Genomic DNA, 20,909 nt, shown 5'->3' with positions numbered 1-20,909 from the left:
GACGTCGCGCAATGCGCCCGCCACGGCCGTGGCGGGCGCCCGCATCAGGCACAGGGGATTTGGCGTTGCACTTTACCGTTCGTACCGGCTTGCTTGCCGGCGCTCTTCCGTTCGCCATGCTGTTTTCGGCGTCGGCCGCCGCGCAGGCCGAGCAGGAGACTGGGCTGGAGCAGGACCGCGAGGAGATCACCGTCAACGGGGTACGTCAGTCCTATCGCGGCAATTTCGCGCTGCGCGAGATCCCGCAGGCGATCGCTGTAATCGAGGACAAGGTGCTGCAGGAACAGAACATCACCCGCCTAACCGATGCGCTGGACCTCAACGCCTCGGTCGCGCGTCAGAATACGCTGGGTGGCCTCTGGGATTCCTTCGCGATCCGCGGCTTCGCTGGCGACGAGAACCTGCCGAGCGGCTATCTGGTCAACGGCTTCAACGGCGGGCGCGGCTTCAGCGGGCAGCGCGACGTGGCGGGGATCGAGCGGATCGAGGTGCTGAAAGGGCCGGCGGCGGCGTTGCTCGGGCGCGGCGAGCCGGGGGGGACGATCAACCTCGTTACCAAACAGGCCCAGCTCGGCCGCAGCTTCGGAAGCGCCTCGCTGCAATATGGCAGCTTCGATCGGGTGCGCGCCGAGGGCGATGCCAATATCGCGCTCACGCCCGGCATCACCGCCCGGCTGATCGGCTATGCCGAGGAGGGCGACACCTTCCGCGACACGGTGCACCAGAAGCGCTGGGGGCTGCTGCCGTCGTTCGGCGTCGCGCTCGATGCGGCGACCCGCGTGACCTACGACTTCGAATGGACGCGGGTAGAGACGCCGTTCGATCGCGGCATCGTCGTGCTCAGCGGCAATTTCGACACGGTGCCGCGCGCACGCTTCCTCGGCGAGCCGGGCGATGGCGATACCGTCGCCCGCGCGACCGGGCATCAACTGCGCGTGCAGCATGATTTCAGCGACCGCTGGAGCCTGCTGGTCGGCGCCAGCCACCGCGACACGCTGCTGACCGGCTTCTCCTCCGATGCAGAGACGGCGGCCTCGCGCCAGAAGCTGTTCGTCGATGGCCATTCGTTATCGCGTCAGCGCCGCAGCCGCTATTATGACGCGGCACAGACCGCGGTGCGCGCCGAGGTATCCGGCAGTTTCGAGACCGGATCGCTGCGCCATCGCCTGCTGTTCGGGGCGGACCATGACCGGTTCGTCTACGATCAGGTCTTTACCCGTGTGCGCCCGCCCGCCGTGTCGTCCAACCCCAGCGACCGGACCGGCTATGTCATCGACATCCGCAACCCCGTTTACGGCCGATTCCCGCTGCCGACGCCGGTGGTGATCACCGACCGTCGCGATGTGCAGGAGGCAAGCGGCGCCTATCTGCAGGACCAGATCAGCCTCGCCGACCGTCTGCAGATCCGGTTCGGCGGCCGCTACGACCATTTGCTGCTGCGTACGGACAACCGCCAAAGCTCGATCAACAGCCGCCGCACGCGCGATCGGTTCAGCCCGCAGGCAGGCATTGTCTATCGCCTGAGCGATCCGCTGAGCCTCTATGCCAGCTATGGCGAGGGCTATCGCGCCAACGTCGGCACCGATGCCGCCGGGGTGATTTTCGATCCCGAAACGACCACCTCGATCGAGGCGGGGATCAAGTTCGGCGCTTTCGGTGGGCGGCTGAACGGAACGGTGTCAATGTTTGAAATGAACAAGCGCAATGTGCTGGCGACCGATACCGCCAATCCCGGCTTCTCGGTGGCGATCGGCAAGGCGCGCAGCCGCGGCGTGGAAGTGGATCTGGCGGGCAAGCTGCCCGGCGATCTCGACCTGCTGTTCAGCTATGCCTATGTCGATGCCGAGGCGCGCTCCAACGTGCTCGATCCGAACTTCTCCTTCCAGGTGCAGCCGGGCGACCGGCTGATCAACATCCCCGATCACACCGCCAATGTGCAGCTGGCGCGCGACTTCACGCTTGCCGGGATGAAGGCGCGGCTCGGCGGCGGCGTTCAGGTTGTCGGCAAGCGCTCGGGCGAGACGGGCACGCCGTTCACCCTGCCGTCGCACATGCTGGCGCGGCTGTTCGGGGAGGTCGGGATCACGGAGCGGCTTCAGCTGTTCGGCACCGTCTCCAACCTGTTCGACGCGCATTGGTACGCGAACAGCTACACCCAGCTCTGGGTGCAGCCGGGCGCGCCCCGCACCGCCACGATCGGCCTGCGCGCGACCCTCTGAGCGCGCAGCCAGTCTCCTGATCCAGTAAGAGTATCGCGACCATGATGCCTTCATGCCCCCGCCTGGCGACCTTCGCCGCCCTTCTGCTCTGCGCAAGCGCCATGCCAGCCGCCGCGCAGGACGTGCTCGACCTGCCGCCCGCGCTGCCTTGGTCCGGCAAGAGCGCGGCGCTGGTCGCAAGGCCCGGCGGCCCCTGGATCACCCCGGCGGAGGCCGCAGGATTCAAGACGACGCCGCGCTATGCCGAGGTGCGGGCGTGGCTCGAACGGCTCGATGCAGCGTCGGACCTGATCACCCTCCACGGCTTCGGCCGCACCGGGCAGGGGCGCGAGATGCTCTATGTCCGCGCCAGCAAGGGCGGAGGCCCCAAGCCCGTAGTGCTGATCCAGGGCGGCATCCATTCGGGTGAAATCGACGGCAAGGATGCCGGGCTGATGCTGCTGCGCGACATCGCGCTGCGCGGCAAGGCGGACCTGCTCGACAAGGTCGATCTCGTCTTCGTGCCGATCTACAATATCGACGGGCACGAGCAGCTGAGCCGCTGGAACTTCGTCCATATCCGCGGCCCCGCGGAAAAGGGCGCCGAGGCCAATGCTCGCGACATCGACCTGAACCGCGATTACGCCAAGGTCGACGCACCTGAGACGCGCGCGATGATCGGGCTGATCCGGCAGCTGGACCCCATCCTCTATGTCGATTGCCATGTCAGCGAAGGCTTCGACATGCAGTATGACATCACCTTCACCTATGCCGGCTGGGGCAGATATGCCCGTCACCGCGCCACTGCCGACTGGCTGGAGCAGCGCTTCGGACCAGCCGCGATGCAGGCGCTCATCAAGGCCGGCCACACGCCGATCATCTACCCAAGCCCGATCGACACGCGCGTGCCGAGCAAGGGCATCCGCTACAGTCCCGAAGGGCCGCGCTACTCGACCGGCTATGGCGACTTCATCGGCATGCCGACGGTGCTGGTCGAGAACCACATGCTGAAGCCCTATCGCCAGCGCGTGCTCGGCACCTATGTGCTGCTGGAGGCGGCGCTACGGATCGCCGGCACCGACGCTGCGAAGATCGCGGCGGCCAAGGCGCAGGATCGCGCCAGCCGTCCGGCCGAGTTGCTCACCCGCTGGACGCCCGCCGAACAGCCGATCGGCTGGATCGAGCAGTTCAAGGGCGTGGCGTTCGACATGGTGCCGTCGTCAGCCTCAGGGCGCCCGGAGCAGCGTTGGACAGGGAAGCCGATCACCTTCCGCATGCCGATCATCGGCCAGCGCCCTGCCGAGAGCGTGCGCCTGCCCAAGGCCTGGTGGATTCCGCCCGAGCAGGCCGAGGTGATCGATCGCCTCCGCGTCCACGGTATCGCCTTCGAGACGATCGATGCGCCGCGGACGCTGCGGCTCGACCGGGTGCGGCTGGTCGATGCGAAGCTGGCCCAGCCCAAGGAGGGCAGGGTGCCGATCACCGCCGGGTTCGTCCACGGTGTGGCTGAGCAGGTGATGCCGGCGGGCAGTGTCCGTGTGCCGGCCGATCAGCCGCTGGGACTGCTGGCAGCCGCACTGCTCGAGCCCGAGAGCCAGGATTCGTTTCTGGCCTGGGGCTTCTTTCCCGAAATGCTCGCACCGGTGCCGAGCACCGATGCCTTCGTCCTGGCCGCGCTTGGCGAACGGCTGCTGGCGACGGATCCGGCGGTCAAGGCTGCGTTCGAGGCAAAGCTCCAGGCCGAACCCGGCTTTGCAGGCGACCCGGACGCGCGACTAGCCTGGCTGTTCGCGCATGCGGGCACGGGCCATGGCTTTCGTCTGCAATACCCTGTCGCGCGGGAACTTGACTGAACGAGGGGTGGCACGTGCGCCGTGAAACCTTGGCATGGCTGAGCTATTGTCTTGCCGGACCGGACGACCGCACATCCGACCGCCATCGATGCGTGCCCAAAGGGCGCCGAGACCGAAAAGTCGTCGGCTGAAAACGCTCCGCCATCTGACGCCCTACGAATACGTCGCTTGCGTCTGGACAGAAGACCCAGCGCGATTCGAAACCGACCTTTATCGCCACACCTCGGGCCTAAACACTTAGCCGACCGTGCAGATCGAATAGCGATAATAGTTGTTTTTCCGCGGGCGGAACACGTCGTGCGTCGCCGTTATCACCAGTCCGGCCCGTCTCAGGATTGCGGACAATTCCGCATCCTCGAAATAGCGGTGCAATCTGCCGCGCACATCGACATGACCGGGAAAGTCGGGCTGTTTGAACGTCGACAGCGCCAGGTGCCCCCCGGGCCGCAGCAGCGCGACGATTGCCGCCAGATAAGCGTCATATTGGCGCGGATGCTGATGGTGGAACGAACCGTTGTCGAGAACGAGATCGAATCCTTCCCGGTCCTCGCGGGCATAGGTCAGGAGATCACAGCAACGGAAGGTAAGATCGACACGAGTTTCGCGGAGCGCCACCCAATCGGAATGCTCATGGAGATCAATACCCACCACCGACGCGCATTGCCGCGTCAGATAACGGGCGTCGTCGCCATTGCCGCATCCGATATCGAGTGCACGCGCGGCGGTGGGAAGCCGGACTTGCCGTTCGACGAAGGCGGGGAACTGCCGCATCTCCGGGTCGCGCGACCATTCGTCGCTCCCGTCCCGATAATGGGCGGTGAAGGCGTTCCGCATCGTCCGCAAATAGGAGTCCGGTGGCAGCGTCGACAATGCAATGTCGACAAAGGGGGGCGAAGGTATCCCGGCCTCAGTGGACATAGAATTCGCGGACCTGATGCGGCACGCCGTTGATGACGCGATAGGCGCAGATGAAGCCACCGCGCCCGCCGACCAGCAGGATCGGAATGCCGTCCTCGCCGACCCGCGCGCAAAAGGCCTTGGTGAAGTCGGGGAGCGTTTCCTTCAGGTCGACGATCGCGCCGTCCGCATAGCGATAGCTGGCAAGCTGATAGCCGTAGCCGCCGACATGCACATGGCCGGCACAGACCACGCCATTCTCCTTGGTGCTGACCATGTGATCGCCGAAGCCCCGGCGGCGGGTGAACCCATCGAGGTCGAGCTCGAACATCCCATCGGGGCCGGCGACGAACAACTCGCCACCGGAGCGGAACATGCGCTTGATGCGATAGCGAAAGCCGTCGATCGTGCCGAGCCGGCGGTGGCTGTCGGCGGCATAGATGTGGATGCATTGATCGCGGTCCGCCGATGCGACGCGCCGTCCGTCAGCGGCATAGGCGCAGCCATAGCTCGGGCTGCCGATGTCGATGCGGTCGCGTATCGAGCCGTCCGCGATATCCATTTCGGTCAGGGTGCCATCGTCCGACGCGATCAGGCAGCGCCCGCCGGCCGCATCGAGCGCGACGCCGCGCGGTACGCCCAGAGCCTGGCGTGTCCACAGCAAGTCGCCGTCGATTGTGGCGCGAAACACGAATCCCTTGCGCGAAATGCCGACATAGCTCCCATCGTCGGTCGGCTTTACGTCCTTGACGATGCCGAGGCCGAAGCGGTGATGATGGCGCTGCGCGATCTGCACCGAGCCGAACCGTGTCGCGTGATATTCGAGAACCGCAACGCCCTGGTCGGTCCCGGCAATGACGACGCTCTCGTCGGCGGGATGCGGCTCCATGATCCAGATGCAGCGATTGCGGACCACCGCGCGGCATTGCTCTTCGCCGAATTCATTTAGCCGGATCAGATCGCCCGTCTGAAGCAGTACGTAGATCCGGTCGCTCTCCGCTACCACGGCGTGAATGATCTGGAATTCGAGCGGTCCGATGACGCGGAGCAGCCTGAATTCCGGGCCGCTATTGTCGAAGACCGCAAGCTTCCCCGCAAAGCCGCCGATATAGACCCGCGTCCCTGTCGGATCGATCGCAATGAATTCGTTATCCTCATGGGACAGCTTGAACTCGCGCAGGTTCGATCCGTCGGGCTCGATCGTCGTTGCCCCGGTGCGGACGAAACGGTCGGCGCCGAAGCCGCCATCCTGCGTCGTCCAGAAGCGGTCGTGCCGCTGGTCATAAATCACGCCATGCACCACGCTGGTATCGACCTGCGCGCGCACCGGGAAATCGTTCGACCGCAGATCGCCGATATAGAGGGTCCCGGCGACGTCTGACATCGCGTCCCTGGGGCCGACGCCCGCGACGATGCAGTCTATGAAGGTGGGTGCCGGCGACTGCCGCACATCGAGCAAGGCGAACGTCTCGGCGTCGAGCACGACAATCTGGTTGAAGGCGTTGCAGGTGTAGATCCGGCCGTCGAGATAGGCGATCCCGCGATTGGGGCTCAGCGAAGCCGTCTCTTCGGGCGCGAGCATCGCGCGGTCGCACAACCAGTTCCCGTCGTGGAAATCGAGCGGCTCGAGCGTGTCGAGCGACCATTTGCCGACCGCGCCGAAGCGCGTCTTGGTGAAGATGTGGCCGCCGCCGACGCACAGGGCGTTAACAGGCCGATCATAGGACGGCACCGGCGACGAGGCGATCAGTCTCAGGTCGGCGTCGAACTTGTGGACGCGGCCGCGAATATCCGATGCAATGAGGACATCATCCCCGGGGACATGCGCCAGCCGCAACAGACGATCCTGTACGTTCATCGTTTCTCCCGATCGGGCGCCAAACGGCCGGCCACCGCCCGAGGCGGGAACGGGGCCGGTCGTCGGGGGCGAACCGCGGATCAGCCTTCGAACTGGATGACAGTGCGGCCAGCGGCATGTTTCACGGCCGCCGCACCTTTGATCTCGCCTTTCTTGACCCATTCGAAGTCGATGTCCGGATGAACTTCCTTCAGAAGTCCCTCCGCCGCGCGAAGGTGCACGTCCTTCTTAAGTTCTTCCGGCGACAATCGTGCTTGTTCAGGGGAGAGAGTCATCACACCATCCTCATGTAAGGGGGCAACGAACAAGAAGCATCGAATAACGGGCATCAGAATGTCGTTGCGCGACTCGATAGCTCCTCACATAATGTTGATCGCGTAGCGATTTGGAGTCAACGTCATTCAATGCTAACGTCGCCGAGTCACCGATTGCTGACGCTTATGATAAAAAACGTCATGTACGTGTCGATCTCTATTTGTTCCGGGCGAAACAAGATGAAACCCTATATGGATGTAATCTTGTGACGACGTGAATAAGAGGTTTGCTCGACGGACGTATAGTAACGGAGCTTTGCGGCCCATGCGCTGTTCGCTGCACAGAATGGCAATCCGCGTCGGCAATAGGCGCCAACGGCATCGGTCGTGTTCCGCTCGGTCGGCGTGAGGGATCGATGCTGGTCACCATCGTGACAGGCAGCCACCGCTCGCCGAGTCAGAGCGCGCGGATTGGTCACTATCTCGGCAAGTGCTGGCAGGAGGTCAGCGGCCACGCCTGCGCATTGCTCGACCTCGGACATTCGCCCCTGCCAATGTGGCGCGACGTTGCTGCCGAGCCCGGGCTCGCCGCGCGCTGGGCGTCGATTTCCGACGGACTCGCGCGCAGCGATGGGTTCATTCTGATCTCGCCCGAATATCATGGTCTGGCGGCGCCCGCGCTCAAGAATTTTCTCCTGTTCTGCAATCATCACGAACTAGCGCACAAACCCGCGCTGCTGGTGGGGGTCAGTGGGGGAAATGGCGGGGCGTATCCGCTCGCTGAGCTCCGCATGGCCGCACAGAAGAACACTCATCTCTGTTTCATTCCCGAGCAACTGGTGTTTCGCCACGTGGAGCAGTTCGATCCCGATGCTGGCACGACGGTGCCATCGGCCGATCGCACGCGCCATGCCCTCGTCCTTCTCGCACGCTACGCTGAGGCGTTGCGCGGCGTCCGGGGACATGCCGATTACGATCCGGGGAGATACGCTTTTGGCATGTGAGACGGCGCAGATGCTGGTCGACATCCCCGCGGCGCGGTTCGCTATGGGCTCTGACATGGCCGAGATCGACCGCACGGTCGATGAATGGCGGAACGACCTGATCGACGTTGAGTATCGTCCGCACTTCCGATCCTGGTTGATGAAGGAATATCCCGATCACCACGTCGCGGTGGCGGGGTTCGCGCTGATGCGCATCCCGGTGACCAATGGCGATTATGCCGCGTTTCTCGCGGCGTGGCCGCGGCCCGCACCGATGTCGATTCTCGCGGGGGCCCCCGACGATCATCCGGTATGGGGCGTGTCGTGGGAGGATGCCAACGCATATGCCGCATGGCGGCGGTGTTGCGATGGCCTGGCCTGGCGGCTGCCGGGCGAGGCCGAATGGGAATATGCGGCCGCCGGCCCCAACCGACGCCGCTATCCCTATGGGGACAGGTTCGACCGGCACCGCGGCAACAGTGTGGAGAGCGGCCACGGCGGGACCGTGCCGGCCGGCGCGCTCGCCTCGGGCGCCTCCCCTTGGGGCGTGCTCGATCTCGCGGGCCAGGTCGAAGAATGGGTGAGCGACAGATACGCGCCCTACCCGGGCGGCACGGCCGTCGACGACGACCTCACCGCGCTTCACCGCGATGGCTATCGCGTGCTGCGCGGTGGCTGCTTCGCCTTGGGCGGGGACCTGACGCGCACGAGGCGCCGGCACGGCCCCTATGTCGGCGACCGCTTCATGGTGACCGGATTTCGACTGGCGATCGGAGGAGATTATGATTCGGCATGATGGACCCATCAGCGGCGTCGACGCGCATCCGATCGGCTATCTGGCGACCGCGGGATATGACGGTACGGTGATCCTGTGGTATGGTGGCCGGGCGATCGCGCGCGGCCATCACGACCATCTCGTCAACCAGTGCCAGTTTAGCGCGCGCGGCGACCGGCTGGTCACAGCCAGCAGCGACCACAGTGCGCGAATCTGGGCGGTGCCGACGATGGAACTCCAGACGATCCTGCGGGGCCATGACGACGATGTCGAAATGGCCACGTTCAGCCCGGACGGCAAGCTGATCGCGACCGCGTCGCGCGATCACACGGTCGGAATCTTCGATTGCGCGGGTGCGATGCTAGCGCGGTTGCAGGGTCATGAGTCTGACGTGATCAGCGTTGCATGGAGCGACGACGGAGCGATGGTCGTCACCTCGAGCGACGACGGCACCGTGCGCACGTGGAACCCGCGTGAACATTCGCTCGTCGACACGGTAGATCTCGGCGAGGTCGAAGCCGATACCGCCGTCCGGGCGGCGGACGGAACCATCTATGTCGGCACCGATCGCGGGACGATCACAGTTCTGCGCCCGGGTGCGGCGAGCGAGCTCGACGCGCATCGTTCGGGGGTCAAGCGGCTGGTGCTGGACAGCGAAGGCAAAATGCTGATCAGCACGAGTTATGACCGCAGCCTGAAGATCTGGACCTTGCGCGACGAGGCGCTGCCGGTGCTGCGCGCCAGCGCCGAAGTCCCGCCGGCGATCTGGCTGCGCAGCGCCGCGCTGGTCGGCGACCGGCAACTCGCGCTCGGTACCTTCGGCGGCGGACCTGCGCTGCTCGACCTTCGGACGGGCGAGTGGGACATGTCTCGCGCGGAGCCTAGCGGCGCGCTGAACGCCCTATGCCTGTTCGACGGCCTGTTGCACACCGTCGGCGACGCCGGCATTGTGAAGCGGGTGGGCCGCGAGATTGCGTGCCTCGGCAGCCTGTGCAACTTCCTGCAGCCATTCCGGGGCCGGCTGCTGACCGGCGGCCATCTCGGCACGATCATCGACGCCCATAGCGGCGAGTTGGTCTATCACCACCATTCGCCGATCAATTGCGCTACCGTGTTCCGGCGTAACGGCGCCGACCATATTGCGATCGGTACCTATACCGGCGAGGCGATCGTCATGTGTGAGGGGCCGTCGGGCCGGCTGGAGCGCGTTGCCGAAATCCCGCTGCACGCCAACGCGATCAAGGGACTCGCCAATAACGGCCGCGATATCATGAGTGTCTGCGCGACCGGCGCGGTTGCGATCACGCCGATCGACGCCCTGTGGCCGGCGCGCCTGCTAGAACCCGGGCATAGCCGGATCAGCAACGGCGTCGCGGCTTCGCCCGACGGCTGGTTTGCGAGCGTCGGCCGTGATCGCATGTTGCGGCTTTGGGATGGCGAGCGCGGTACCGCGGTGCCGACGCCACATCAACGATCGATAAAATGCGTTGCGATCTGCCCCGACACGAACATGATCGCGACCGGATCCTATTTCGGGGTCATTGCGGTCTACGACCGGGCAAGCGGGCGATGGGTCGCCGAGGAACGCCCGACCAGTTGGGGTATTTCCTCGATCGTCGCGTTGGGGATGGGGCGGTTTTGCGCCGCATCCTATGACGGCCGGACCTATGAGCTGACGGTCGCCGGCGACCGTTTACCGGGGGGCGGCGCGACGCGGTCGTCCCCCATCACGGCGTGCGAGCCAGTGTAGTCGATCGGTCTTGCCATCGGCCAGGACGGCCCGGTCATTCGCAGCCGCTCGATCTCAAGCTGCTCTGGCCTCATGTTGCCTTGTCCGGGAAGCGGGCCGAACGCGCAAATGCCCGTCGCGCCGACATTTTGGCGCCGCAGGATGCGACGCAGGCGGAGTTTCTGGAGAGCGATATACGCCAGACATTCCGTGGGTTTCAGCAGGAACTGTACAAGCGGGATTAGACACCCTGCTCGATTTTCGCCTTGGCCGCAAACGGCCACGCCGCTTCCGGCACGTTAGTCGCAACACCGGTTCAGTGAAGTCTGCTGGTCGGAGGAAGCGGGGGGATTCGCGCGCGCGCGAACCTATGCGGCAGCCGGGATTCGCAAACCTTCGCCATGGACATGCCAGCGTATCCCACCAAAGCCGCGAGAAGGTGTGGGACAAAAAGTGGCGACAACTTAGCTAAATCGTCCGAAAGGGCGGATCTGCGCCATTTTCCGCTTGATGCTGGTGACCCCTAAGGTTGCCGTAGAAGTACATTATATCATTGATAAGCAATGAAATTGTGATGCGGGGATCGCCCAGTGCCATCAAAACACCATCAATTGTTGGCCCCATTTAGTTCCGATGGGCAGGGAAGGAGCCAAGTTTTCAGACAGGTGACGGCAGGCAAGTGCCCTAATCGTCGGGCAGGGGGCTTTTAGGCATCTCCGTCGGACTGACTATCCGCGCTGATCTTTGGTTCGCGGCTGCTCCCGACCAGAATGCGCCGTTCGGTTCCGATGGCAACTATGTCCGCTCCCGCCGTAACCGCCATTGGGGCGCGTAGCGCTCGATATGCAGGCTGGGTCGGATGCTGACCGGGTACAAGCCTGCGGCGCGGCATTCCGCCTAGCCAACCGCCGGACGTCCGGTCTCCACAGGAGGGGCCGAGCCGCTTCGATCCTCTCGTTGGCAGATTTCAACCAGCGTCGATCGGCAGGCCGATCCTGCGCTTAAGCTGGTCCCTCGATGCGCCCAATGCGAGCCTTGCGGCATCCTCATCGAGGGTGCGCGCCAAGGTCATCGCGCCGACCATCTCCGCCAATACGGAGGCCGCCAGTGATTCGGGATTGGGCAACTCCAACGCGGCCAGGCTCGCGGCCAATGCAGCACGAAACGCATGGATGCCGTCCGAGAAGCGCTGCCGCGCGGCGGTGGGCATCCGGCTTGCTTCGCCGCCGAGGCTCGGGAGCGGGCAGCCCCGATCGGTATGCTTCCAGGTTTCTTCGGACAGATAATAGTCGATGAGTTCGGACAGGCCCTTGGCCGCCTCGTTCCCGGCAAGATGGCGCTTCAGCACGAAGTCGCTGTCCTGGAACATGCGGTCGACGGCATGTGCCACCAGGTCGTCGCGATTCTCGAAATGCGCGTAGAAGCCGCCATGCGTCAGCCCGGCGCGCTTCATCAGCGCGGCGACGCCGATGCCATCGGCGCCCTTCTCGCGCATCGCCTTGGCCGCCTCGTCGAGGATGCGAGCGCGGGTGCGCTCTTTGGGGGTGCTCGCTTCGCTCATCAACTTCTCGTTTCCCATCCTCCGCCCAATGCACGAACCGCCGCGACGGATGCGCGGGCGGCCTCGGCGCGGGCCGCGGCGAGGCGGTCGGTCGCCTCCAGCAGCGCGCGGTCCGCGTCGAGCACATCGACCAGCGACAGCGCACCGCCCCCATAGCCCTGCCGCGCCTGGTCGCGGGAGCGGGTTAGCGATGTGACCTGTTGTTCGCGCAAGGTAATTTCGGTCCGTGTTTCGGCGAGGCGGACGATGGCGGTTTCAACCTCTTCGGTGGCCCTTAGCACCGCGCCGCGAAACTGCGCCAGTGCCTCGGCCTCCTGGCCGCGGGCCTGCGCCACCTCGGCATCAACGCGGCCGAAGTCGAACAAGCGCCAGCGCAGCCCCGCGCCGCCGCTCGCCTGCAGGCCGGCGTTGGTGAACAGGCTGCCGGTGCCGATGCTGGCGAAGCCGAGAAGCCCGTTCAGCGCGAGGTGCGGGTAATAATCGGCGAGCGCCACGCCTGTCCGCGCGTTGCTGGCGGCAACCCGGCGTTCGGCGGCGACCAGATCGGGGCGGCGGCGCATGAGCTCGCTTGGGATGGCACTGCCGCCGGGATCGGGTGCATCGGGCACCGCTTGTGCGGTCGCGAGGTGCAGCGGGTCCGATCCCGCCTGGCGCCCGGTCAGCAGGTCGAGGCGGTGGATCTGGCCAGCGATCGCGGCGCGGAGCGGGGGGAGGCTGGCCTTGATCCCGGCGCTTTCGCCCAGCACGCGGTGCAGTTCGCGCTCGGCGACCAGCCCCTGTTCTGCCTGCTGGCGGACGAGCGCGGCCAACTTGCGTTCGGTCTCGAGCTGCTGTGCGACGACGGCGTATCGCGCCTGCAGCCCGCGGAGCTGGAGATAGGCTTCGAACGCTTCCGCCGCGATGCTCAGCCGCACCGCGTCGGCGCTTGCGGCGGCGGCGGCAAAATCGGCGCGGGCCGCCTCGCGCCCACGTCGCAGGCCCCCGAACAGATCAAGCTCCCAGGATGCCTGCGATCCGACCGTGTAGAGCGAATAGTCGCGGGGCAGATCCAGGCGGTTCGACACCGCGCCGACGGGGGTGCGCAACGACTGGCGGGTGCGCTCGCCCGATGCGGCGAGATCGAGCTGGGGCAGGAGGGCCGCGCCGCTCGCACCCGCGACCGCGCGGGCCTGATCGACCCGCGCGGCGGCGGCGACGACGTCGAGATTCTGCGCCAGCGCCGTTTCCACCAGCGTATCGAGGACCGGATCGCCGAAGCGACGCCACCACTGCGCGTCGGACGCGGCGATGGGCACCGGTGCGTGATAGGTGGCGGACAGCGCAATCTCGGGGCGGGTATAGTCCCGGCCGGCGGCGCAGCCGCACAGCGTGGCGAGGGCGAGCAGGGCAGGGGCAAGGCGCATGGCGCGGTCTCCTCAGTGCGCCGCATCCGGCGGGGGCGGGGCGGCATTGGCGGGCGGTCGGCAGAAGGGCACCATCACCAGCGCCGCAAGGAACATCCAGGCGAGCAGGCGGAACACGTCGTCGAACGCGATCGTCAGCGCCTCGCGGCCCACCAGCCGGGCGAACAGGCCCTGCGCCATGCCCATCGCCTCGCGCGGATCGGGGGCGATCTGGCCGAGGCGGCGGGCGAACGTCGCCACCGCATCGGTCGCGGCGCCGGGATGGGTGCCGAGCGCCTCGCCCAGCCTTGTCGAGGCGATGCGGGCATGGTCGCGCAGCAGCGTGTTGACGACGGCGATGCCGATCGCGCCGCCCAGATTGCGCATCAGGTTGAACAGGCCCGAGGCATAGCGCAGCTCGCCTGGCGCGAAGCCCGACAGCGCCATGTTGACGCTGGGGACGATGCACAGCATCAGCGCCAGCCCGCGTATCGCCTGAGGCAGGAAGAACTCCCAGAAGCCCCAGTCGCTGGTCATGCCGGAGGTGAGCCACAGGCTCCAGGCGAATAGCGACAGGCCGACGGTAATCATCCAGCGCATATCGACCCGCTGGCTCAGATAGGCGCTGATCACCACGCTGAGGAGCTGGGAGATGCCGACGACGAACACCGTCGTGCCGATCTGGAGCGCGTCATAGCCGCGGATCCGGGCGAGATAGACCGGCACCAGATAGATCGCCGAATACATGCCGATGCCGATCACGAAGTTGAAGGTGCAGGCAAAGGCGAAGGTCGGGCGGCGGAAGGGCTGGAGCCGCACCAGCGGGTTGGTCGAGCGGAACGAGCGTTCGAGGAACAGCACGAACGCCACCGCCGAGCACCACGCCGCCACGGCGATGCCGGGATCACCGAACCAGTCCTTTCGGGGGCCTTCCTCCAGCACATATTCGAGCCCCGCCAGGAACACCGCCATCGCGACGAAATGGCTCCAGTCGATCCGCGCGAACATCGACGGCGTCGCGCGGTCGACGCGCAGGATCTGCGAAGCGAGCAGCGTCACGATCACGCCGGGCACGATGTTGATGAAGAACAGCCAGCGCCAGTCGAGCGCCTGTGTGATCGCGCCGCCCGCGCTGGGGCCGAGCGTGGGGGCAAGGACGCTCACCGTGCCGAGGATGGCGGGGATCAGCGCGCGCTGCTTGCCGGAGAAGATGGTGAAGCCGACGGCGAAGACCAGCGGCACCATCGCGCCGCCGGTGAATCCCTGCAGCGCCCGGAAGGCGATCATCGATTCCATGTTCCAGGACAGTCCGCACATCAGGCTGGAGAAGGTGAACATGCCGGCCGACAGGACGAACAGCCACCGGGTCGACATCGCGCCGGCGAGATAGCCGGAGAGCGGAATCATCACCAGCTCGGCCATCAGATAGGCGGTCTGCACCCAGCTGACTTCGTCCGGCCCGGCGGCGAGCCCCGCCTGCACGTCGCTGAGCGATGCGGAGACGATCTGGATGTCGAACAGCGCCATGAACTGGCCGAACGCCATCACGCCGAAGATCAGGAACTTGCGCGCGGTCGGCATCGCCGACGGGTTCGCCGACCAGTCCTGGCCCAATGCCTGCAACCACCCGGCCAACGCGCTTCCTTTCGAACCAGCAAAATTGGGACTCGACACATGATGACCGTCATATAATATGATGAGCATCATATAGGCGAGGCATTTCGGCAAGGAGGCGCCCAGTGAGCGCGGAACCGATCGGGGAACAGGTGGTGGAACTGCGGCGACCGGTCGATGCGAGCGGGCAGGCGGAAACGTTCTCGACGCCGGCGGCACCGCCGCGCCGTCGCCTGCCCGGCAGGCGCGTGATCTTCGTGTCGGCGCTGGCACTGGCGGTTGCGGGCGGCGGCGCGCTGTGGATCACGGCGAGACCCTCCGTCGAGGCGACCGACGACGCCTATATCGCGGCCGATTCGACCACCGTTGCGCCCAAGGTCCGCGGGCTGGTCGGCGCGGTGTATGTGCGCGACAACCAAGTCGTGGGTGCCGGCGATCCGCTGGTGCGGATCGACCCGGAGGAGTTCGACGCCAAGGCGGCGAGCGCCCGCGCCGATCTCGCCGATGCCGATGCCAACATCGCCGCGGCGCGCGCCGCGCTTACCAGCCTGGATGCGGAACAGCGGCTCGCTGCCGCGCAGGTGACCGCCGCGCGCACGGCGATTCGGTCGACCTCCGCCGAGGCGGCGCGCGCGGCAGCCGATGGCCAACGCTACGATGCGCTGGTCGCGACCGGTGCGGTCGCCGCCCGCGATGCCGAGACCTACCGCACCAGAGCCATCGGTGGCGCCCAGGAGGCGGCGAAGGCGCAGGCCCTGCTCGCCGTGGCGCAGCAGCAGGCGGCGGTCACGGCGGCGCGGCGCCCCGGCCTGCTTGCCGCGGTGCAAAAGGCACAGGCGGCGAGATTGCGCGCCGCCGCGGCGCTCGATCTCACGCGGCAGGATCAAGGGCATGCGCTGATCCGCGCGGCGGTGGACGGCGTGGTGGGCAACCGGCAGGTGCGGGTGGGGGACTATGTCCAGCCCGGCTCGCGGCTGCTCACCCTGGTGCCGATGCACGCGCTCTACGTGACCGCCAATTTCAAGGAAACGCAGACCCGGGGCATGCGCGTGGGCCAGCCCGCGACGATCCGCGTCGACGCGCTCGACCATCCGCTGACCGGCCGCGTCGAGAGCTTCGCACCGGGCACCGGCGCCAGCTTCTCGCTGCTGCCGTTCGAACCCGGCACCGGCAATTTCACCAAGATCGTCCAGCGTGTGCCGGTGCGCATCCGCTTCGACGCCGGCCAGGCCATCGACCAGGCGCTGCGCCCCGGCCTCTCCGTCACCGCCAAGGTGCGGCTGTCCCACTGATCTCCCCATCAAGGAAAAAACCAATGTCCCAAGGAACTGCCCTCATCACCGGCGCGTCGACCGGCATCGGCGCGACCTATGCCGATCGCCTCGCCCATCGCGGTTACGATCTCGTCCTCGTCGCGCGCGATGTCGCCCGGCTCGACGCGCTCGCCACGCGCCTCCGGGCCGAGGCCGGTGTCCGCGTCGACGTGCTGCCTGCCGACCTGAGCGATCGCGCACAGCTGGCCAAGGTCGAGGCACGCATCGCCGACGACACGACGCTGACCTTGCTCGTCAACAATGCCGGCATCTCTCTCGAGGGCACGCTGATCGACACGCAGGCGGCGACGATCGAGCAGCTGATCGCGATCAACGTCACCGCGCCGACGCTGCTGGCCGGTGCCGCGCTGCGGGCGTTCGCGCCGCGCGGCAAGGGCGGGATCATCAACCTGTCGTCGGTGCTGGCGCTCGCGCCCGAGATGTTCGACGGCACCTATAGCGCCACCAAGGCCTTCCTGCTCAACCTCACCCAGGGCCTCGCCAAGGAAGTCGGCGGCAAGGGAATCCGCGTCCAGGCGGTGCTGCCGGGCGCGACCCGCACCGGGATCTGGGCGCGCTCGGGCAAGGACGTCGATGCCTTCCCGGCCGAATGGGTGATGGACGCGGGCGACCTGGTCGACGCGGCGCTGCTCGGCTTCGATCGCGGCGAGACCGTCACCATCCCGCCGCTGGCGGACGAGGGCAAGTGGCAGGCGATGCAGGATGCGCGGCTCGGCATGGCGTCCGAGCTCTCGCGCCGCGAGGTGGCACCCCGCTACCGCGCCGCTGCGGAGACCGTCGCGGCTTGAACCAAGGATCGCAGCGACCGGGTCGTGAAACCGAGCGGCCGGCCGCTGCCAGCTTTCAGAATTTGATGGTGGAGTAAAGGCAATGGCGCGGGATATCGTGATCTGCGAGCCGGTCCGCACAGCGATCGGCACCTATGGCGGTTCGTTGAAGGACGTGCCGGCGACCGATCTCGGTGCCGCGGTCGTCCGCGAGACGTTGCGCCGCACGGGGATTGATCCGGCGCGGGTCGGGTCGGTTGTGCTGGGGAACGTCATCCAGGCCGGCAACCGGATGAACCCGGCGCGCCAGGCGGCGATCGGCGGCGGCCTGCCGGTCGCCGTCCCGGCGCTGACCGTCAACCGGGTCTGCGGATCCGGGGCGCAGGCCATCGTCTCCGCCGCGGACGACATCCTGCTCGGCCGCCACGACTTCGCCATCGCCGGCGGCACGGAAAATATGGACCGCGCGCCCTACCTCATGGACGGCGGCCGCTGGGGCTACCGGATGGGCCCGGCGGAGATCCACGACGCGATGCTCCGCGACGGCCTGGTCGACGCCTTTTCGGGCGAGCATTCGGGCTGGCACACTGAGGATCTGGCACGCGAGGCGAAAATCGATCGCGAGGCGCAGGATGCCTGGGCGGTCAGGTCACAGGCGCGGTTCGCCGCCGCGCAGGAAGCGGGGCGTTTCGACGCTGAAATCATTGCTGTGGAAGTTGCCGACCGCACGGGCGTCACGCATTTCGATCGGGACGAGGCGTCGCGACCCAGGACGACGATCGAGGCGCTCGCTCGGCTGAAGCCCGCCTTCCGACCCGACGGCACGATCACCGCCGGCAACGCGCCCGGCCTGAACAGCGGCGCGGCGGCGATGTTGATCGCCGATCGGGCGGCGGCCGAGGCGGCCGGGCTGTCGCCGATCGGCCGCCTGGTCGCGCATGGCCTGTGCTCGATCGAACCGGCGCGCTTCGGTCTGGCGCCGGTGCCGGCGGTGGCGCAGGCACTGGAACGCGCGGGCTGGGCGCTGGGCGATGTCGAGCGCGTCGAGATCAACGAAGCCTTTGCCGTGGTGCCGCTCGCCGTCGCGCAGGGCCTCGGCCTGCCGCTCGATATCGTCAATGTGGAGGGCGGGGCGATCGCGCATGGCCATCCGATCGGCGCCACCGGTGCGGTGCTGGTCACGCGCCTGCTGCACGCGATGCGGCGGGACGGCGTGCGGCGCGGCGTTGTGACGCTGTGCATCGGCGGCGGTCAGGGCATCGCTTTGGCCTTGGAATCCGTTCAATGACCGATGCCACGCCACGCGGCATGGGTTGCGTGCGCCACGCCTTCGTCGAACCGCTGCTGCGGCAGGGCAAGGCGCCAACGCGGATGGAGGTAGCCGCTACGCTGGAGGTAGGCGTGGGACGAGTCGATGCCGCGCTGGCAGCGCTCGAAGCCACCCATGGCGTCGTCCTCGATCCGCATAGCGGCGAGCCATGGGTGCTGCATCCCACTCGCGCACGCCGACCGCAACCTGGGTCGCGCGGGATACGCAAGGATGGTGGGTGACTGCCTCCGGTGCGCATTCGGTATCGTCGGGCTGATCGGCGGCAACGCGGCCATCCACACCCATCTCGGTGGCGAGGCCGAGCCGATCACCATCCACGTCACGGACGGGGACGTGATCGAGGATAATCTCCAAGTCCATTTCGCCGTTCCGCCGCGCGATGCCTGGAACAATGTGCACCGCTTCTGCAGCACGGTGCCGCCGTTCCGCAGTGAGGCGCAGGTGGACCGCTGGTGCGCCCGCCACCCGCTTCCTCGCGGCGAAGCGATACCGATAGGGCAAGCCTGGGAGCTGGGCCGCAGCTGGTATGTCCGCCATGCCGATCCGGACTGGCAGAAATGTACCGGCGCGCAAGCCGCGGCGATCTTCGAGGCGGTGGGGCTCACCGGTCCCTTCTGGTGCGTCGAGCCCACCAACGATCCCTTCTGACGAGGTAGCCATGGACGAGGAAGAAGCCGCGCTCGTCGCGGATGTGGACCGGCGCGCGACCGACTATCTGCGCGGTATCGAACAGCGCCGGGTCTATCCCGATCAACGCGCGCTGGACGGGCTGGGGCGCTTCGAGGAACTGCTTCCCGATCGCGGCCGCCCCGGTGCCGAGACGCTTGCGCTGCTCGACGACGCGGGCATCCCGGCGACCATTGCGACCAACGGACCACGTTATTTCGGTTTTGTCGTAGGCGCGGCGCTCCCGGTCGCGGCAGCCGCGGAGCGGCTGATGCTCGCCTGGGACTAGGGCGCCGCGCTCGCCATGACCTCGCCGGCAGCGGCGAGGATCGAGCAGGTCGCGGCCGAATGGCTGCTCGACATTCTCGATCTCCCGCGTGGCAGCGCGGTCGGCTTCGGCACCTCGGCCACGGCGTGCAGCCTGACCTTGCTCACGGCCGCACGGGATCGGCTGCTCGCGAATGCGGGGTGGCACGTGACGACGCGCGGTGCCTTCGGAGCCCCGCCCATCCGCGTCGTGGTGCCGGAAACGGTGCACATCACCATCCTCAAGGCACTGCGTGTCCTCGGCTTCGGCGCGGAACAGCTGGTGCGTGTGGCAACGGATACACATGGGCGTATCGATCCTGCGGCACTGCCGCCGCTCGACGCACGGACGCTTGTGATCCTCCAGGCCGGCGAGGTGAACACCGGCGAGTTCGATCGCTTCGCCGAGATCATTCCGCTGGCGAAGGCAGCGGGTGCCTGGGTCCATGTCGACGGCGCCTTCGGGCTCTGGGCACGTGCTTCCGCGCACCGCGCGTTGACCGACGGCCTCGATGGTGCGGACAGCTGGACCGTCGACGGGCATAAATGGCTCAACACGCCCTATGACTGCGCGATGGCGATCTGCCGCGATCCCGAGGTGCTGGCGCGCGCGATGAACAGCGATACCGCCTATGCCGAAGGATCCCGGCACGCGCAGAAGAACCTGACGCTTGAGTTCTCTCGTCGCGCGCGTGGCATTCCGGCATGGGCGGCGTTGCGCACGCTGGGGCGCGACGGGGTCGCGGCGATGGTGGAGCGGCACGTCGCGCAGGCGCAGTGGCTCGCGGACCGCCTGCGGGGCGAGGGATTCGAGGTGCTCAACCGGGTAGTGCTCAACCAGCTGGTCGTGCGCGGCCGCGACGATGCCGAGACCGCCGCGATCCGCCTGGGCGCCAAACGCGACGCTTACTTTATCGGGCACGTAAATTCGTCGCGTATTTTCGAGTAAGCGGATTTGGCAGCGCTTTGATTCACGGGAAAGCGGGCGTTCGGCTTCCACCTTGCTCTCGACGGCCCGCGCGATACGCCCGTCGGACGTTCGCAGGCATATGCTGCGCCAGCAGGATAGTGGCAGCACCGGGACAGCGCCGCCCGCTCGCCAGCCGCGCATCGAACCGCGTCTCCGGGTCCAACGGGTCGTAGGCCTTGCAGAAGGCGTCAGCAGCACGGTCGACCCGGCGTACCAGCTTGGCGCGATCGGTTGCAGTATCGAGCCGCAAGTCGCGATATGCGACTGCCATGCTTGGTGGGAATGCCATTAAAGACGTGCCGCTGGCGCAAGCCGGCAGCACCGCGGCGCTGAGGAGCACCAACAACTTCATGATCTTCTCCCGTACAGATTGGCGTCGATCGCGCCGCAGAGCAGCCGCCATGGTTCCGTCTGGCTGGCTTTACGCACCTT

Annotated in this window: 19 protein-coding genes; 11 read left to right on the top strand and 8 right to left on the bottom strand. The window is 66.8% G+C overall.

Translation table 11 applies throughout. The annotated features are described in order from the left end of the window. Window positions 1–116 precede the first annotated feature (116 nt). Together ABIC65_RS03250 and ABIC65_RS03245 are read left to right on the top strand one after the other, a co-directional pair. Window positions 117–2,219 (top strand): TonB-dependent siderophore receptor, encoded by a 2,103-nt coding sequence (locus tag ABIC65_RS03250; protein ID WP_354306724.1) that lies wholly within the window; start codon window positions 117–119, stop codon window positions 2,217–2,219. Window positions 2,220–2,260: 41 nt separating this feature from the next. Further along, window positions 2,261–4,051: a M14 family metallopeptidase gene (locus ABIC65_RS03245; RefSeq protein WP_436286698.1), complete on the top strand. Its 1,791-nt coding sequence runs from the start codon at window positions 2,261–2,263 to the stop codon at window positions 4,049–4,051. Between the two features lie 237 nt (window positions 4,052–4,288). Here the strand turns inward: ABIC65_RS03245 and ABIC65_RS03235 are convergent, their stop codons facing one another. The 3 genes from ABIC65_RS03235 to ABIC65_RS03225 form a co-directional block, all read right to left on the bottom strand. Beyond that, window positions 4,289–4,885 (bottom strand): class I SAM-dependent methyltransferase, encoded by a 597-nt coding sequence (locus tag ABIC65_RS03235; RefSeq protein ID WP_354306723.1) that lies wholly within the window; start codon window positions 4,883–4,885, stop codon window positions 4,289–4,291. 73 nt (window positions 4,886–4,958) lie between these two features. Next, complete coding sequence (locus tag ABIC65_RS03230; protein ID WP_354306722.1) at window positions 4,959–6,806, bottom strand: hypothetical protein; 1,848 nt, start codon at window positions 6,804–6,806, stop codon at window positions 4,959–4,961. An 80-nt stretch (window positions 6,807–6,886) separates the two neighbouring features. Then, the gene (locus ABIC65_RS03225) at window positions 6,887–7,081 is read right to left on the bottom strand and encodes a hypothetical protein (RefSeq protein WP_354306721.1); all 195 of its coding nucleotides are present in this window, start codon (window positions 7,079–7,081) and stop codon (window positions 6,887–6,889) included. A 395-nt stretch (window positions 7,082–7,476) separates the two neighbouring features. Here ABIC65_RS03225 and ABIC65_RS03220 point away from each other — a divergent pair, with 395 nt between their 5' ends. The 3 genes from ABIC65_RS03220 to ABIC65_RS03210 are packed head-to-tail and all read left to right on the top strand — an operon-like array spanning window position 7,477 to window position 10,568. Beyond that, complete coding sequence (locus tag ABIC65_RS03220; protein ID WP_354306720.1) at window positions 7,477–8,064, top strand: NADPH-dependent FMN reductase; 588 nt, start codon at window positions 7,477–7,479, stop codon at window positions 8,062–8,064. Continuing rightward, the gene (locus ABIC65_RS03215; protein WP_354306719.1) at window positions 8,054–8,839 is read left to right on the top strand and encodes a formylglycine-generating enzyme family protein; all 786 of its coding nucleotides are present in this window, start codon (window positions 8,054–8,056) and stop codon (window positions 8,837–8,839) included. The genes ABIC65_RS03220 and ABIC65_RS03215 overlap by 11 nt, the downstream gene beginning before the upstream one ends. Continuing rightward, window positions 8,826–10,568: a WD40 repeat domain-containing protein gene (locus ABIC65_RS03210; protein ID WP_354306718.1), complete on the top strand. Its 1,743-nt coding sequence runs from the start codon at window positions 8,826–8,828 to the stop codon at window positions 10,566–10,568. Before ABIC65_RS03215 ends, ABIC65_RS03210 begins: the two co-directional genes overlap by 14 nt. Window positions 10,569–11,514: 946 nt before the next feature. Here the strand turns inward: ABIC65_RS03210 and ABIC65_RS03205 are convergent. Genes ABIC65_RS03205 through ABIC65_RS03195 form a run of 3 tightly spaced genes read right to left on the bottom strand, consistent with a single transcriptional unit; the run spans window position 11,515 to window position 15,125 of the window. Next, entirely contained in the window at window positions 11,515–12,108 is a 594-nt protein-coding gene (locus tag ABIC65_RS03205) for a TetR/AcrR family transcriptional regulator (RefSeq protein ID WP_354306717.1), read from the bottom strand. Continuing rightward, complete coding sequence (locus ABIC65_RS03200; RefSeq protein ID WP_354306716.1) at window positions 12,108–13,511, bottom strand: efflux transporter outer membrane subunit; 1,404 nt, start codon at window positions 13,509–13,511, stop codon at window positions 12,108–12,110. The genes ABIC65_RS03205 and ABIC65_RS03200 overlap by 1 nt, the downstream gene beginning before the upstream one ends. A gap of 12 nt (window positions 13,512–13,523) precedes the next feature. Further along, entirely contained in the window at window positions 13,524–15,125 is a 1,602-nt protein-coding gene (locus ABIC65_RS03195; RefSeq protein WP_354306715.1) for a DHA2 family efflux MFS transporter permease subunit, read from the bottom strand. A gap of 104 nt (window positions 15,126–15,229) precedes the next feature. Here ABIC65_RS03195 and ABIC65_RS03190 point away from each other — a divergent pair, with 104 nt between their 5' ends. The 3 genes from ABIC65_RS03190 to ABIC65_RS03180 all read left to right on the top strand — a co-directional run bounded on the left by ABIC65_RS03190 (window position 15,230) and on the right by ABIC65_RS03180 (window position 18,493). Then, window positions 15,230–16,396: an HlyD family secretion protein gene (locus tag ABIC65_RS03190; RefSeq protein ID WP_354306714.1), complete on the top strand. Its 1,167-nt coding sequence runs from the start codon at window positions 15,230–15,232 to the stop codon at window positions 16,394–16,396. Window positions 16,397–16,419: 23 nt separating this feature from the next. Next, on the top strand, window positions 16,420–17,226 hold the full coding sequence (locus ABIC65_RS03185) for an SDR family NAD(P)-dependent oxidoreductase (RefSeq protein WP_354306713.1): 807 nt from the start codon (window positions 16,420–16,422) through the stop codon (window positions 17,224–17,226). 82 nt (window positions 17,227–17,308) lie between these two features. Next, window positions 17,309–18,493 carry a thiolase family protein gene (locus tag ABIC65_RS03180; RefSeq protein WP_354306712.1) on the top strand — a complete coding sequence of 395 codons (1,185 nt, stop codon included), beginning with the start codon at window positions 17,309–17,311 and terminating at the stop codon, window positions 18,491–18,493. On the opposite strand, the gene ABIC65_RS03175 is transcribed toward ABIC65_RS03180, so the two are convergent. After that, on the bottom strand, window positions 18,487–18,672 hold the full coding sequence (locus ABIC65_RS03175; RefSeq protein WP_354306711.1) for a hypothetical protein: 186 nt from the start codon (window positions 18,670–18,672) through the stop codon (window positions 18,487–18,489). The genes ABIC65_RS03180 and ABIC65_RS03175 overlap by 7 nt on opposite strands. Before the next feature lie 76 nt (window positions 18,673–18,748). Between ABIC65_RS03175 and merB the strand changes: the two genes are divergently transcribed. From merB to ABIC65_RS03160, 3 genes are read left to right on the top strand one after another with little or no spacing between them, the layout of a single operon-like run. Next, window positions 18,749–19,183 carry an organomercurial lyase gene (merB, locus tag ABIC65_RS03170; RefSeq protein ID WP_354306710.1) on the top strand — a complete coding sequence of 145 codons (435 nt, stop codon included), beginning with the start codon at window positions 18,749–18,751 and terminating at the stop codon, window positions 19,181–19,183. A 10-nt stretch (window positions 19,184–19,193) separates the two neighbouring features. Beyond that, the gene (locus ABIC65_RS03165) at window positions 19,194–19,490 is read left to right on the top strand and encodes a hypothetical protein (protein WP_354306709.1); all 297 of its coding nucleotides are present in this window, start codon (window positions 19,194–19,196) and stop codon (window positions 19,488–19,490) included. 15 nt (window positions 19,491–19,505) lie between these two features. Beyond that, the gene (locus tag ABIC65_RS03160) at window positions 19,506–20,456 is read left to right on the top strand and encodes a pyridoxal phosphate-dependent decarboxylase family protein (RefSeq protein WP_354306708.1); all 951 of its coding nucleotides are present in this window, start codon (window positions 19,506–19,508) and stop codon (window positions 20,454–20,456) included. Between the two features lie 22 nt (window positions 20,457–20,478). Here ABIC65_RS03160 and ABIC65_RS03155 read toward each other — a convergent pair whose 3' ends face one another. Then, the gene (locus ABIC65_RS03155) at window positions 20,479–20,829 is read right to left on the bottom strand and encodes a UrcA family protein (protein ID WP_354306707.1); all 351 of its coding nucleotides are present in this window, start codon (window positions 20,827–20,829) and stop codon (window positions 20,479–20,481) included. Between the last annotated feature and the right edge of the window lie 80 nt (window positions 20,830–20,909).

Origin of the sequence: Sphingomonas trueperi (assembly GCF_040545665.1) — a bacterium.
In the GTDB taxonomy this organism is placed as follows: Bacteria; Pseudomonadota; Alphaproteobacteria; order Sphingomonadales; family Sphingomonadaceae; genus Sphingomonas; species Sphingomonas trueperi_B.
Note: the sequence above shows the minus strand (reverse complement) of the source record. Positions and strands in the feature narration are given on the sequence as shown.

Coding starts and splice junctions, on each gene's coding strand:
- ABIC65_RS03210 (WP_354306718.1), top strand. CDS start 8,826: ATGATTCGGCATGATGGACCCATCAGCGGCGTCGACGCGCATCCGATC.
- ABIC65_RS03235 (WP_354306723.1), bottom strand. CDS start 4,885: ATGCGGAACGCCTTCACCGCCCATTATCGGGACGGGAGCGACGAATGG.
- ABIC65_RS03185 (WP_354306713.1), top strand. CDS start 16,420: ATGTCCCAAGGAACTGCCCTCATCACCGGCGCGTCGACCGGCATCGGC.
- ABIC65_RS03225 (WP_354306721.1), bottom strand. CDS start 7,081: ATGACTCTCTCCCCTGAACAAGCACGATTGTCGCCGGAAGAACTTAAG.
- ABIC65_RS03155 (WP_354306707.1), bottom strand. CDS start 20,829: ATGAAGTTGTTGGTGCTCCTCAGCGCCGCGGTGCTGCCGGCTTGCGCC.
- ABIC65_RS03200 (WP_354306716.1), bottom strand. CDS start 13,511: ATGCGCCTTGCCCCTGCCCTGCTCGCCCTCGCCACGCTGTGCGGCTGC.
- ABIC65_RS03160 (WP_354306708.1), top strand. CDS start 19,506: ATGACCTCGCCGGCAGCGGCGAGGATCGAGCAGGTCGCGGCCGAATGG.
- ABIC65_RS03230 (WP_354306722.1), bottom strand. CDS start 6,806: ATGAACGTACAGGATCGTCTGTTGCGGCTGGCGCATGTCCCCGGGGAT.
- ABIC65_RS03250 (WP_354306724.1), top strand. CDS start 117: ATGCTGTTTTCGGCGTCGGCCGCCGCGCAGGCCGAGCAGGAGACTGGG.
- ABIC65_RS03220 (WP_354306720.1), top strand. CDS start 7,477: ATGCTGGTCACCATCGTGACAGGCAGCCACCGCTCGCCGAGTCAGAGC.
- ABIC65_RS03205 (WP_354306717.1), bottom strand. CDS start 12,108: ATGAGCGAAGCGAGCACCCCCAAAGAGCGCACCCGCGCTCGCATCCTC.
- ABIC65_RS03180 (WP_354306712.1), top strand. CDS start 17,309: ATGGCGCGGGATATCGTGATCTGCGAGCCGGTCCGCACAGCGATCGGC.
- ABIC65_RS03245 (WP_436286698.1), top strand. CDS start 2,261: ATGATGCCTTCATGCCCCCGCCTGGCGACCTTCGCCGCCCTTCTGCTC.
- ABIC65_RS03165 (WP_354306709.1), top strand. CDS start 19,194: ATGGACGAGGAAGAAGCCGCGCTCGTCGCGGATGTGGACCGGCGCGCG.
- ABIC65_RS03175 (WP_354306711.1), bottom strand. CDS start 18,672: ATGCGGATCGAGGACGACGCCATGGGTGGCTTCGAGCGCTGCCAGCGC.